At 62.4% G+C, this 13596-nt stretch carries 13 protein-coding genes and 1 pseudogene; 5 read left to right on the top strand and 9 right to left on the bottom strand.

All coding sequences use genetic code 11. The features are described from left to right. Positions 1-185 precede the first annotated feature (185 nt). From N554_RS0124935 to tpiA, 7 genes are all read right to left on the bottom strand, one after another. Positions 186-1397 carry an MFS transporter gene (locus N554_RS0124935; protein WP_029585984.1) on the bottom strand — a complete coding sequence of 404 codons (1212 nt, stop codon included), beginning with the start codon at positions 1395-1397 and terminating at the stop codon, positions 186-188. Then, positions 1397-2254: a 3-deoxy-8-phosphooctulonate synthase gene (gene kdsA / locus N554_RS0124940; RefSeq protein WP_029585985.1), complete on the bottom strand. Its 858-nt coding sequence runs from the start codon at positions 2252-2254 to the stop codon at positions 1397-1399. The genes N554_RS0124935 and kdsA overlap by 1 nt, the downstream gene beginning before the upstream one ends. 54 nt (positions 2255-2308) lie before the next feature. Then, entirely contained in the window at positions 2309-3184 is an 876-nt protein-coding gene (locus tag N554_RS0124945) for a VOC family protein (protein ID WP_029585986.1), read from the bottom strand. Positions 3185-3212: 28 nt separating this feature from the next. Next, positions 3213-3539 (bottom strand): NIPSNAP family protein, encoded by a 327-nt coding sequence (locus N554_RS0124950; RefSeq protein WP_029585987.1) that lies wholly within the window; start codon positions 3537-3539, stop codon positions 3213-3215. Between the two features lie 267 nt (positions 3540-3806). Next, complete coding sequence (locus N554_RS0124955) at positions 3807-5438, bottom strand: CTP synthase (protein WP_029585988.1); 1632 nt, start codon at positions 5436-5438, stop codon at positions 3807-3809. Positions 5439-5605: 167 nt separating this feature from the next. After that, positions 5606-6001, bottom strand: coding sequence for a preprotein translocase subunit SecG (gene secG, locus N554_RS0124960; RefSeq protein WP_029585989.1), 396 nt, complete (start codon positions 5999-6001; stop codon positions 5606-5608). A gap of 134 nt (positions 6002-6135) precedes the next feature. Beyond that, on the bottom strand, positions 6136-6894 hold the full coding sequence (gene tpiA, locus N554_RS0124965; protein ID WP_029585990.1) for a triose-phosphate isomerase: 759 nt from the start codon (positions 6892-6894) through the stop codon (positions 6136-6138). 232 nt (positions 6895-7126) lie between these two features. On the opposite strand from tpiA, the gene N554_RS0124970 reads away from it, so the two are divergent. The 5 genes from N554_RS0124970 (at position 7127) to N554_RS0124990 (ending at position 11979) form a co-directional block, all read left to right on the top strand. Next, the gene (locus tag N554_RS0124970; RefSeq protein ID WP_029585991.1) at positions 7127-9025 is read left to right on the top strand and encodes a peptidylprolyl isomerase; all 1899 of its coding nucleotides are present in this window, start codon (positions 7127-7129) and stop codon (positions 9023-9025) included. Positions 9026-9224: 199 nt separating this feature from the next. Next, positions 9225-10238 (top strand): anthranilate phosphoribosyltransferase, encoded by a 1014-nt coding sequence (gene trpD, locus N554_RS0124975; protein WP_029585992.1) that lies wholly within the window; start codon positions 9225-9227, stop codon positions 10236-10238. A 15-nt stretch (positions 10239-10253) separates the two neighbouring features. Then, the gene (trpC, locus tag N554_RS0124980) at positions 10254-11075 is read left to right on the top strand and encodes an indole-3-glycerol phosphate synthase TrpC (RefSeq protein WP_029585993.1); all 822 of its coding nucleotides are present in this window, start codon (positions 10254-10256) and stop codon (positions 11073-11075) included. A 3-nt stretch (positions 11076-11078) separates the two neighbouring features. Next, on the top strand, positions 11079-11576 hold the full coding sequence (moaC, locus tag N554_RS0124985) for a cyclic pyranopterin monophosphate synthase MoaC (RefSeq protein ID WP_029585994.1): 498 nt from the start codon (positions 11079-11081) through the stop codon (positions 11574-11576). 121 nt (positions 11577-11697) lie between these two features. Continuing rightward, a complete protein-coding gene (locus N554_RS0124990; protein WP_156042088.1) occupies positions 11698-11979 on the top strand; it encodes a hypothetical protein in 282 nt (93 codons plus the stop codon). Between the two features lie 15 nt (positions 11980-11994). On the opposite strand, the pseudogene N554_RS43140 reads toward N554_RS0124990, so the two are convergent. Next, a pseudogene (locus tag N554_RS43140) lies at positions 11995-12072 on the bottom strand (CGNR zinc finger domain-containing protein); the annotation flags it as partial. Positions 12073-12183: 111 nt separating this feature from the next. Further along, complete coding sequence (locus N554_RS0124995) at positions 12184-13518, bottom strand: S41 family peptidase (RefSeq protein ID WP_029585996.1); 1335 nt, start codon at positions 13516-13518, stop codon at positions 12184-12186. Positions 13519-13596: the final 78 nt, after the last annotated feature.

Below are 13596 nucleotides of genomic sequence, written 5' to 3' on the forward strand. Positions count from 1 at the left end.
TTGCTCATAAAGCCAAGAGGCTTTGTCGAGGAAGATGCGCCGACGAAGTGATCGATAAACTGACTTCCATCTGTGGCACTTTTCGAACCCGCACGACGCCTGACTTAAGTCCGTAATGGGTCGGCAGTGCTACAACGGACATTTGACTAACACCACCAGCCAATCTCGGTTCATGAGCAAGCGGCCTACGTTGCGCCCGCGTCCGCCGGCCTCGTCTGCCGCAGCAGCCGCGCGCACACCATGCCGAGTGCAATCATCACAACTGCGCTCGTCAGCAAGGTCGGAATTTTCCCGACATTCTGGATGCCGAAGCCGTAAGCGATCGGCCCGACCGTCTGGCCCATGAAAAAGAAAAACGAATGCAGCGAAAGCGCGGTAGCGCGGGCTTCCACGGACAATTCGCTGGCAAACACCTGCAGGCATCCATGGATCATGTAAAAACCCCAGCCCATGAACAGAAGGCTGATTGCCTGGATTTTCCAGCCGGGGCCGAACGCGATGACGGCGAGCTGCAATCCGACCAATGTCGCGCCGGCGATCATCATGCCCTTGACGCCAAGCCGCGGCAGAAACCGCGAAACCGTAAATGTGTAGAACAGGCCGCCGACCGCAAACCCCGCGATCACGATGCCCGCAACCGACAGGCTGGTCTCGCCCAATTCAAACAGGAATGATGAGACGAACGGAAACAGCCCGAGCACGCAGCAGCCTTCGACAAAGACCGCCGAATAGCAAATGCGTGCGTTTGGGTTTGTAAAGATCGTGCGGTAGCCATGTTTGAGCGCTGACAGATTTGTCCGCGGCGGATGCTTCAATGCAGCGCCTCGAAATCCCGCGGCAACTGCGATTGAGGCCAGGACAACCAAACCACCGAGCACCGCGAGCACGCCCCGCCAGCCCAGGAAGTCACCGATCAGGCCGGAAGCAGAAGCGCCCAAGAGATTGCCGGTCATCGCGCCCGCAAGCGTTCGTCCGATCGCGACCTGACGTTTTTCAGGGCCGACCAGATCGCTAGTCAGCCCCAGCGCAATCGGAAACACACCGCCCGAGCCGATGCCGGCGAGAATCCGCGTTGCAAACAACAGCGAGAACGACGTCGACATTGCGCCGAGGATGCTTGCAAAACCGAGCAGCACCAGACAGCCGATCATCAGCCGCGCCTTGCCGAACAGATCCGCCGCAGCCCCAAGCACCGGCTGCACGATTGCGAAGGTAAAGGCGAATACGGAGGCCAAACTTGCAGCACCGGCAATGCTCACGCCGAACTCGTCGGCGAGGTGCGGCAGCACCGGATCCAGCGAGCGGGCCGACAGGCTTGCCGCGAAGGTCGCCAGTGCAATGATGTTCAGGACCGGCGGCATGCCCTGATCATGCGGCCGCAATCCTGATTGCGGCATCAACGCGCTACATTCTTTTCGAGATTTTTGGCGAGCGCGTCGAAGGCCATCAGTGCCTGGACCAGAGCTTCGAACTCGCGCAGCGGCACCATGTTGGGGCCGTCGGAGGGTGCGTGATCGGGATCGGGATGGGTTTCGATGAACACGCCGGCGACGCCGACCGCAACCGCGGCGCGCGCCAGCACCGGTACGAATTCGCGCTCACCGCCCGATGAAGTGCCCTTGCCGCCCGGTTGCTGTACCGAATGGGTGGCATCGAAGATCACGGGCGCGCCGGTGGTGCGCGCAAGGATCGGCAGCGCGCGCATGTCCGATACCAGCGTGTTGTAGCCAAACGATGCGCCGCGCTCGGTGACCAGCACTTTTGGATTGCCGGCGCCGGTGATCTTGGCGACGACATTCGTCATATCCCAGGGCGCGAGGAACTGACCCTTTTTGACGTTGACGACCTTGCCGGTCGCGGCAGCCGCCAGCAGCAGATCGGTCTGCCGGCACAGGAACGCCGGGATCTGCAACACATCGACCGCCTGCGCCACTTCGGCGCATTGCGAGGCCTCGTGGACGTCGGTGAGCACAGGCAATCCCAGCGACGAGCGTATCTCGGCAAAGATCGGCAGCGCCTGCGCCAGTCCGATGCCGCGCGCGGCCGACACGCTGGTGCGGTTGGCCTTGTCGAACGAGGTTTTGTAGACGAGCCCAATCTTAAGCCGCGCCGCAATCTCTTTCAGCGCGCCGGCAACCTCAAGCGCGTGCGCGCGGCTCTCAAGCTGGCACGGGCCGGCGATGATCGAGATCGGCAAATCATTGCCGAACTTGACCGACCCGGCGGCAACGACGGGCGCAGCGGAAATCTTCATGTCCAAGGCACTTTCCTTCTCCGGCGCGGACCATGCCGGGCAGCGCCCGGGGGATCAACCCTGTTTAGCGGTCTCGAATATCAGGGTTGCGCCACGGGCGACATCCGGCGGAATCACGAGCCGTCCGACACGGCGCTGGGAGGCTATTCCGCTCTGCCGATGCAAAGCTTCGACCTGCGCGATATCGGCGACTTCGAAGCGCAGCGCATTGAGCGTCATCCCCTCGCCCTCCACCGCCGGCGCAACACCGAACTGGTCGCGGAACGACACCGGCTCCATGATGGCGACCTCGCCATTCTCGGTGCGAGCCTTGACGCCGATCGAACTGGAATGCAGGTCGCTGACGCCGGTAAACGCCTTCAGGAAGATGTGATGGTCGGTCGGGTTGTCGGCGACCATCACCGCGCCGGGAACGGCGCTCGCGCCGTTGGCATGGGCCTGAAACGCCGGATCCCAAAAGTTTTCCGGGAAATGATGCTGGCAAACCGCAAAGCGCACATTCGGCGATGCCCGATCCAAAGCGAACGCGAGCGAGAACGCGAGCTTTACAGGTGTTCCATCGGGTCTCGTTCCCTCGCGGGCGAAATCAAACACGCTGGAATTTGATATTCCGGATGCTTCGAAGGAACGGGCATCGTCGACCGCATCGCTGCTGTTAAGGATCAGCATCGAGAAACCCTCGCGGTGAGCGAGAAAGTCGCGATGATAGGCCCCGAATGAAAACGAGCCCGCGCCATGCGGTACGATTTTCGCGGGCTCGGCGACTTCAAGGATTTCGATGTAGCAAGTCTTCAATTGCACGATGCGGTTGTGTGTACCCCAGGGATGGCGGTTGCGCGCACCGACCGTGAAGCCGGCACGGCGATAGAGTTCCCCCGCCGCGTCGAGATCGCGGACGGCGTGCACGATATGGTCGAGACCGTGAGGCATTCGGCGAGACTTGGCCTGCGTGGGGCGGTCACTTCACCGCTGAAAATTTGGTCGGCACCAGCAGCTGATTGACGATGTTGCCGACGATCTGTCCGTCCTCTTCGGTTTTCGCGCGCGCGGCGATCCAGTCGGGATCGCTCTGGAATGCGGTCCATTTCTTCTCGCGCTCGGCGAGCGATTCCCATGCCAGGAGATAGGTCAGTTCCTGATTGGATTCGCCGACCAGCGTGGTGAAGAACCCGGCCTGCCTGATGCCGTGCTTTTCCCAGAGTTTCAGCGTGATGGTCTCGAAGCGCTTCAAGAGCGCCGGCAGACGACCCGGCAGACAGCGATAGACGCGGGTTTCGTAAATCATCGACTTAACTCCCTGATCTGTTTTCTTGCGGTTTGAGGATTGTTTTGTCGCAACAATCGGCGCGCTCGTCAAAGGCCTGCACTGCATGGCATCCAACCAGTCGCCCTGAACGGAGGAAGCCAATGGCTGCTTGCCTGCGGGCCTAAATGGCGTCCTTCAGGTCCTTGGCTGGACGGAAGGCAACTTTCTTGCGGCCTTGATCTTGATCATTCACCAGTCGCGGGATTGCGTCCCACCGGAACGCAACTCCGGGGCCAAGAGCTTCCATCACACGAACCGGCTCTGCACCACCGCGGCCTGAACGAATGACGCGAACAGCGGGTGCGGTTCGAAGGGGCGTGATTTCAGTTCGGGGTGGAATTGCACCCCGATGAACCACGGATGGTCCTCATATTCGACGATCTCCGGCAGCACGCCGTCAGGGGACAGACCTGAAAATCGCAAGCCGTGCTGCTCCAGCCGGTCCTTGTAGGCGGTGTTGACCTCGTAGCGGTGGCGGTGCCGCTCCGAGATCTCGGTGGCGCCGCCATAGACTTTCGATACCCGGCTGCCGCGCTTGAGCACCGCGGGATAGGCACCAAGACGCATGGTGCCGCCGAGGTCGCCGGCCTTCGAGCGCTTCTCCAACTCGTTGCCGCGCAGCCACTCCGTCATCAGGCCAACCAACGGTTCGGACGTCGGGCCGAACTCCGTCGAATTCGCCTCCTCGATGCCGACGAGGTTGCGCGCCGCCTCGATCACCGCCATCTGCATCCCAAAGCAGATGCCGAAATACGGCACGTCGCGCTCGCGTGCGAACCGCGCCGCGCGGATCTTGCCCTCGGCACCGCGCTGGCCGAAGCCGCCGGGCACCAGGATGCCGTTGACGTGTTCGAGAAACGGCGCGGGGTCCTCGTTCTCGAACACCTCGCTCTCGATCCAGTCGAGATTGACCTTCACCTTGTTGGCGATGCCGCCGTGCGACAAGGCTTCAATCAGCGATTTATAGGCGTCCTTCATCCCGGTGTATTTGCCGACGATGGCAATGGTCACCGCGCCTTCGGGATTGTGAATCCGCTCGTTGATGACGTGCCAACTCTGCAGCGCCGGCACAATCTTCGGCACGATGCCGAACGCATCCAGCACCTCGTCGTCGAGGCCGGCGGCGTGATAGGCCTCGGGCACGGCATAGATGTTGTCGACGTCGCGCGCCTCGATCACGGCACTTTCGCGCACGTTGCAAAACAGCCCGAGCTTGCGCCGCTCTTCCTTGGGGATCGGCCGGTCGGTGCGGCACAACAGGATATCCGGCTGGATGCCGATCGAGCGCAGTTCCTTGACCGAATGCTGGGTCGGCTTTGTCTTGAGTTCGCCGGCGCTGGGGATAAAGGGCAACAGCGTCAGATGAATGTAGATGGCGTGATCGCGCGGCAGATCGTTCTTGATCTGGCGGATCGCCTCGAAGAACGGCAGGCCCTCGATATCGCCGACGGTGCCGCCGATCTCGCACAGCACGAAGTCGAACTCGTCATTGCTGTCGAGGATGAAATCCTTGATCGCGTTGGTGACATGCGGGATCACCTGGATCGTGGCGCCGAGATAATCGCCGCGCCGTTCCTTGGTCAGGATGTCCTGATAGATGCGCCCGGTGGTGATGTTGTCGGCCTTGGTGGCGGGACGTCCGGTGAAGCGCTCGTAGTGGCCGAGGTCGAGGTCGGTCTCGGCGCCGTCGTCGGTCACGAACACTTCGCCGTGCTGATAGGGCGACATCGTTCCAGGATCGAGATTGAGATAGGGATCGAGCTTGCGCAGCCGAACCTTGTAGCCACGCGCCTGCAACAGCGCGCCGAGCGCCGCTGAAGCCAGACCTTTTCCGAGCGAGGAAACCACGCCGCCGGTGATGAAAATATACCGCGCCATGGGACTCAACCTTTAAGGCTACCGGCCCGATTCGCCAAAACGAATCGCGCGCCGCAGCGAACATTCTGCCGGGCTGTGGGTGACGTAAAAATTAAAGCGTTCTCAGCGTGTTGATCGGGACTTCTGGTGCAGGGTGCTAGATGCCGGTCCTGCATGGCCACCCTGCTCTATTGCGAACGCGGCGCCTGCGGGCCCGATGGCGCCGGCTGGTTCTGCTGCCGCTCGTCCGATTTCTTGAGCGAATCCAGAATGCCGCCGCCGGACGGCGGGGATACCGGCGTTGCCGGTCCCGCCGGCTGTGATTGCGAGGCTGGATTGCCGTCGATGACCGAACTCGGTTTGCGATCGTAGCTTGCGAGCCAGGACAACAGCAGGCTCGTCAGGAAGAAGCCCACCGCAAGGACTGCCGTTGTGCGCGTCAGCAAATTAGCGGTGCCGCGGCTCGACATGAAGCCTGCACCGCCGCCGACGCCCAGACCGCCGCCTTCGGATTTCTGTAGCAGCACGGCCGCGATCAGGGTCGCGACGATCATGAGGTGAATGACGATAACGACAGTCTGCATCTCTACCTTCCGTCGCAAGCACGCCGCATGATCCGCCGGGTCCGGCTGGGCATCGGGGCTTACGGGGTTTGAAGTCGCGGCGGTGTTACACGATTGGACAGGGCATTGTCACCCCCGCGCCGTTCCGCCGTTAGTTAGGGACAACCGCGCGCAATCGCAAGGAAATCGGCCGCTTTCAGGCTGGCGCCGCCGACCAGCGCGCCATTGACGTTGGCCACCGCCATCAATTCCGCCGCGTTCGAGGGTTTCACCGAGCCGCCGTAAAGGATGCGCATTTTAGCTCCCTCGCTGCTAAACCGTGCGGTTAGGACCTCCCGGATAAACTTATGAATTTGTTCGACATTTTCGGTCGTCGGCGTAAGCCCGGTGCCGATCGCCCAGATCGGCTCATAGGCGACCACCAGATTATCGGCTTTCGCCGCATCCGGCAGCGACGCGGTGAGCTGCCCGCGGCAGACGTCGAGGGTTTGCCCGGCATCGCGCTGGTCCCGGGTCTCGCCGATGCAGACGATGGCGGTAAGGCCGGCACGCCAGACCGCCTCGGCTTTCTGCCGCACCAGCACGTCGCTCTCGCAATGATCGGCGCGCCGCTCGGAGTGGCCGACAATGATGGCGCTGGCGCCGGCATCGGCCAGCATTTCAGCTGAAATATCGCCGGTATGGGCGCCCGACGCCTTCGGGTGACAATCCTGCGCCCCGACCGCGAGGGTCTTCGATCCCCGTGCTTTTTCCGCGAAGGCGGCAATCAGGGTGGCCGGCGGACAAACCAGCAAATCGGCTTTGGCGGCGAGACCAGGCGCGGCTGCGAGCATGGCCTCGAATTCGGCCGAGGAGGCCTTGAGGCCGTTCATTTTCCAGTTGCCGGCAATCAGCGGCCGGATGGCATCGGTCATATCGGACTTCCCTGGAGATGTTATCTCAATCATGCGCTAGCAGAGCACGGCGACCAGTTCCAGATACCGCAGCTGCGATGCCTCCGGCCGTTAACCGCTTCAATTGGCCCTCCCCGCCAAGGTTGCGACGAGGCGGCTGCCACTTTATGATGCTTTATCAACTCGGTGACGCCCTTTTGCGGAATTCGCTTTGAGGCGCGACCCGGTTCCCTCCTGCCAACAAGTTGGACCCATGCTTCGAGGAATCCGCAAGGCCTCATCAAACTGGCTCGGCAAGATCATAATGGCCGTGGTGATGGGCGTATTGATCATCAGCTTCGGCGTCTGGGGCATTGCCGACATCTTCAAGGGCTTTGGACAATCGACGCTCGCCAAGATCGGCCACACCGAGATTTCCACCGATCAATTCCGCCAGATCTACACCGACAGGCTGCAGCAGATCGGCCGTCAGTTCGGCCGCCCGCTGACGATGGATCAGGCGCGCGCCTTCGGCCTCGACCGCCAGGTGCTGCAGCAGACCATCGCGGAGGCCGCGCTCGACGAACAGGCGCGGCGGCTGGGACTCGGACAATCCGACGCCGAGACGATGCGCATGATCGTCAACGACCCCAATTTCAAAGGCGTCGGCGGCGCCTTCGATCCCGTGCGCTTCCAGGCCACGATCCGGCAATTCGGCTTCACCGAACAGCGTTACGTCGCCGACCAGCGGCGGGTGGGGCTGCGGCGTCAGATCGCCGGTACGATCTCAACCGGTCTCGAACCGCCGAAAGTGCTGATCGAGGCGCTCAGCCGTTTTCAGAACGAACAGCGTTCGATGGAATACGTCAAACTCGACGCCGCCCAGGCCGGAACGATCGATCCGCCGTCGCCGGAGACGCTGGCCAGCTATTTCGACGATCGCAAGACTCAGTTCCGCGCGCCCGAATATCGCAAAATATCCTTTGTCGCGATTACGCCGGAAGACATCGGCAAATGGTCGGAAGTTTCCGACGAGGATGCGAGAAAGACCTTCGAGCAGCGCCGCGACAGGTTGGGAACACCGGAGCAGCGCCAGGTCTCGCAGATCGTGTTTCCGAACGCGGAAGAAGCGATGAGCGCGCGCAACCGGATCGCGTCCGGCGTGTCATTCGAAGATCTCGCCAAAGAGCGTGGGCTCAATCCCTCCGACGTCGACCTCGGCCTGATAGCTAAATCCGCGATCATCGACCCGGCGGTCGCCAACGCGGCCTTTTCGCTGCCGTCCGGCGAGGTGAGCCAGCCGGTGCAAGGCAGGTTCGGCGTTGCCTTGGTGAAGATCGGCAAGATCGAGACCGGGGTCGAAGCTACCTATGAAAGCGTCGCCGCGAGCCTGAAGAAAGAAATTGCGACCGAGCGCGCGCGCACGAAAGTTGCAGAACTGCGCGACAAGATGGAAGACGAGCGCGGCGGAGGCGCAAGCGTTGTCGAAGCCGCGCACAAGTTGGGACTTGCAGCCGTCACCATCGATTCGGTCGATCGTTCGGGGCGCCTTCCCAATGGGCAATTGGTCGCCAATATTCCCCGCGGCCTCGACGTGGTCTCGCAAGCCTTTAACAGCGATGTGGGCGTCGACAACGATCCGATCCAGTTCAACGGCGGCTATGTATGGTATGACGTTCTAGGCATCACGCCCTCGCGCGAACGCAGCCTTGACGAGGTCAAGGACCAGGTCGAGGCGCGCTGGCGCGACGACCAGATCGCCAGCCGGCTGCGGACCAAGGCAACCGAGATGGTCCAAAAGATCGAACAGGGCGGCAAGCTGGCGGAGGAAGCGGCGGCAGTGGGATCCAAAGTCGAAACGGCTAGCGGATTCAGACGCGATGCCTCGCTGCCCGGCGTGCCCGCCAGCGCAATCGCGGCGGCGTTTCGTACCGCCAAGGATGGCGCAGGACAAACCGCCGGCGGCTCCAGCGAGTGGATCGTGTTCCGCGTGACGGACGTCAGCGAACCGCCGGTCGACCTTGCTTCGGATGAGATGAAGAAGTTGAAGGAGACGCTTGAGCGCGGGCTGACCGATGAACAGATCGCGCAGTACGTCACGAAGCTTGAAACGGATATCGGCACCACCATCAACCAGGCCGCCTTCGCACAGGTGACGGGCGCGAACAATTGAGCATGGCCGGGTCTTGGCATTCCCAGCATCCCTGCGTAACGGCTTCGCCGTTATCGCTGGAGGAGCGGCCTCTTGGCCGCGGCTCGAAGGATGTGACATCCTCATGGTTCGAGACGGCGCCGCACCAGGTTTACGCAGGCTGGGTACACTGGCCTGCGTGCGCCTCCCCACTATGAGGCCTCGATTCTGAAAGCATGCGATGGACGACCTGAAATCTATCATTGGAAAAGTCGCCACCGGCGCAACCCTGTCGCGCGACGAGGCGGCATCCGCCTTCGACAGCATGATGTCCGGCGAGGCAACGCCCTCCCAGATGGGCGGATTGCTGATGGCGCTTCGTGTCCGCGGCGAAACCGTCGACGAGATCACCGGCGCGGTATCAGCGATGCGCGCCAAGATGGTGCGGGTCAAGGCGCCCACTGATGCCGTCGACGTGGTCGGCACCGGCGGCGACGGCTCCGGCTCGGTCAACGTCTCGACCTGCGCCTCCTTCATCGTCGCGGGCGCCGGCGTCCCCGTCGCCAAGCATGGCAATCGCGCGCTGTCGTCGCGTTCGGGCGCCGCCGACGTGCTGTCTTCGCTCGGGGTCAAGATCGACATCAAGCCCGAGCATGTCGGGCGCTGTGTCACTGAAGCCGGCATCGGCTTCATGTTCGCGCCATCGCACCATCCCGCGATGAAGAATGTCGGCCCGACCCGCGTCGAATTGGCAACGCGCACGATCTTCAATCTGCTTGGACCGCTCTCCAATCCAGCCGGGGTCAAACGGCAAATGGTCGGCGTATTTTCCAGGCAATGGGTGCAGCCGCTGGCGCAGGTGCTCAAAAACCTCGGCGCCGAAGCCGTCTGGGTGGTGCACGGCTCCGACGGCCTCGATGAGATCACCTTGACCGGCCCGACCTTCGTCGCGGCGCTCGAGAACGGCCATATCCGCACCTTTGAGGTGACGCCGGAGGAAGCCGGCTTGAGCCGGGTCGGCGGCGAGGCGCTGAAGGGCGGTGACGCCCATACCAACGCGATCGCGCTGCAAAGCGTGCTCGACGGCATGCCGAGCCCTTTTCGCGATGTTGCATTGCTGAACGCCGCGGCGGCGCTGGTCGTTGCCGGCCGCGTCAAGAACCTGAAGGAAGGCGTGGCGCTCGGCACGAAATCGCTCGACAGCGGCGCGGCGGCAGCGCGGCTGAAGCGTCTGATCGCGGTTTCCAATAGCTGAGCAGAGGGCGTCGCGATGTCCGATATCCTGACCAAGATCGAGGCCTACAAGCGCGAGGAAATCGCCGCCGCCAAACGCACGCATCCGCTTTCGAGCCTCGAAGCGCTGGCGAGGGCTGCGCCGGCGCCGCGCGGTTTTGTCCGCGCCATCCGCGAAAAGCTTGCCCAGGGCCAATACGCGCTGATTGCCGAAGTGAAGAAGGCGTCGCCGTCCAAGGGGCTCATTCGCGCCGATTTCGATCCGCCGGCACTTGCCAAGGCCTATGAAGCCGGCGGGGCAGCGTGTCTCTCGGTGCTGACGGATACGCCATCGTTTCAGGGCCACCTCGATTTCATGGTGGCGGCCCGCGCCGCCACCGCATTGCCGGTGCTGCGCAAGGATTTCATGTACGACACCTATCAGGTGGTCGAGGCCCGCGCCCACGGCGCCGATTGTATCCTGATCATCATGGCCGCACTGGATGACGGCGCGGCCCGGGATATCGAGGACGCAGCCCTTGCCAATGGCATGGATGTCCTGATCGAAATCCACGAACGCGCCGAGCTCGATCGGGCGCTAAAACTTCGCTCGCCGATGATCGGCGTCAACAACCGCAATTTGCGCACCTTCGAGACCACGCTTGCGACCAGCGAGGCACTGGCGCCGCTGATACCCGGGGATCGCCTGATGGTCGGCGAAAGCGGTATCTTTGCGCCTGCTGATCTCGCACGATTGGCGCGTGTGGGCATATCGACATTCCTGGTCGGCGAAAGCCTGATGCGGCAGGCGGACGTGGCGGCGGCGACCCGGGCGCTGCTTGCGCGGGACGATGCGCCGCGCGCGCCGGGAACGCGCTAACCCATGGCGCGCAAATCTTCGGAAGACAAACCCGCCCTCACCCACATCGACGCCAAGGGCGAAGCGCGGATGGTCGATGTGTCCGCCAAGCCCGCGACCGAACGCATAGCGGTCGCGGAAGGCCGCGTCGTCATGAGCAGGGCGACCCTTGATCTGATAGTGAGCGGCAATGCCAAAAAGGGCGATGTGCTCGGCACCGCGCGCGTCGCCGGCATCATGGCGGCGAAGCGCACCTCGGATCTGATCCCACTCTGTCATCCGCTGGCCCTGTCGAAAGTCACGCTCGACATTGCGCCCGACAAGAAACTGCCGGGCTGCGTCGTCAGCGCTACCGTGAAGGTCACCGGCCCGACCGGCGTCGAGATGGAAGCGCTGACCGCAGTGTCGGTCGCGTGTCTGACGATCTACGACATGATCAAGGCGGTGGAGCGCGGCGTTCGCATCGAAGGCATTCATCTGGTCGAGAAAAAGGGCGGCAAGTCCGGCCACTATCGCGCCTGAAGATTCGACCCATCACACATTGGCCCTCACGGCGGAGTGATCGGCGACAATGGAAGCGCGCATCGGCTTTGGTGTTATTCTTCAGGTGACTTCAGCGCGTGAACCAGAGCGGAGAGACGCAATGTCGACTTTCAAGCTTCTTGGCGCGGTGGCTATTCTGTCAACCGCGATCGCAACGCCGGTGCCGGCGCAGCCGGTGGTCTCCGAGCCGGGTTATTGCGCACAGTTCTATCCGAACGCGAATTGCCAGAATAAGGGGCCAGGCAATCCCTACACCGATCCCTATTACCGACGCGGACCGGTGCTAAATGGCGGAGCGTGGGCAAGCGATGAAACGGTCGGAGTAGCTAGGAAGAAGGCCCGGACACACCGGTCCGAGCCCCCGGCGAGGCGCATGCAGTAACGACAACGAGATGATCTAGCCCGCACTGCGATGACGTTCGCGATAGGCGGGGGTTTTCATCCGGTTGCCGCACAACGTGGACATGCACCACCGCCGCTTCGGAGATCACGCGACTGTTCTTCTCGCCGCGTGATGCATCTGTGGCCAGGGCTCGAAGCCCAATGCGCAAGCGTCGGCGAATTCCAAACACCGCGAAGGATTAGTCTAGTTCGGGATCGCCGTCTTGGTAGGCGACCGGACATCCGCATTGACGGTGACGCCGCGCAGCAGGTTGTAGGCCGCGCCAAGCGCCTTGTCGTCCTTCTCCGCGGGCGGAACGTAGGATTGCGAACCCGTCTGCTCCGCACCTTCGGCCGAGAGATGGCCGCGCATCGACGCCTCGCCCTTCAATTCGGTGCGTCCCTTCAACTCATCAGGCACAGTCTGCAACACCTCGATGTCCGGCTTGATGCCCTGCGCCTGGATGGAATGGCCGGACGGCGTGAAATAGCGCGCCGTCGTGAGTGCCAGTGCCCCGTTTCCGGAACCGAGCGGGATGATTGTCTGCACTGAGCCCTTGCCGAACGAGCGGGTGCCGATCAGGATCACGCGCTTGTGATCGTGCAACGCACCGGCCACGATTTCCGAAGCGGATGCTGATCCGCCGTTGATCAAGACGACAATCGGCTTGCCGTTGGTGAGATCCCCGCCCCGCGCGGTATAGCGACGAGTTTCTTCAGGCGTGCGGCCTCGCGTCGAGACCACCTCGCCGCGCGTCATGAAGGTACCCGACACCGACACCGCCTGGTCGAGCAATCCACCCGGATTGTTGCGCAGATCGACCACGTAACCAGCCAGCTTCTCCGGCGGTATCTGTTTCGATATGTCGCCGATCGCTTTTCTCAAGGCGGCGGTGGTCTGCTCGCTGAACGAGGTAATCCGGATGTAGCCGATGTCGCCGCCGTCAGTACGGTAGGTGACCGGGCGCACGCGAATGATTTCGCGCACGATCGCAACATCGATCGGTTGTTCGACGCCCTTACGCGTGATCTTGAGGCGGGCTTTGCTGTTGACCGCTCCCTTCATCTTGTCCACGGCCTGCTCAAGGGTAAGTCCCTGAACCGCGTCGTCGTCGATTTGAGTGATCAGGTCGCCTGACATGATGCCGGCCTTCGCAGCGGGCGTGTCATCGATCGGCGCGACGACCTTGATCAGACCGTTCTCCATCATCACCTCGATACCGAGGCCACCGAACTCACCATGGGTCGTTTCCTGCATCTCGCGCCAGGCTTTGGCATTCATGTACCGCGAATGAGGGTCAAGCGCGGTGACCATCCCTTCGATCGCACCTTCGACCAGCTTGGTGTCGTCAGGTTTTTCGACGTAGTCCGTCCTTATCCGCTCGAACACCTCGCCAAACAAATTCAGCTGCGAATAGGTATCGGTACCGACCGCAGCGTTGGCTACCGCGATCCCTTGGCCGCCCTGCGAACCCGTGATGAGAAGAGCGAGGCAGGTACCTGCCGCCGCGCCGAGGAAAAACAGGAAACTTTTACGCATCACTGACGAACCCTTTTCGCAGTCAAACCTTCCCGGCCACGGCCCCGTGATTGAGGCCGTCGTTGTCTTAATTGAGGC

The organism is Bradyrhizobium sp. URHD0069 (assembly GCF_000701345.1).
GTDB lineage: Bacteria > Pseudomonadota > Alphaproteobacteria > Rhizobiales > Xanthobacteraceae > Bradyrhizobium.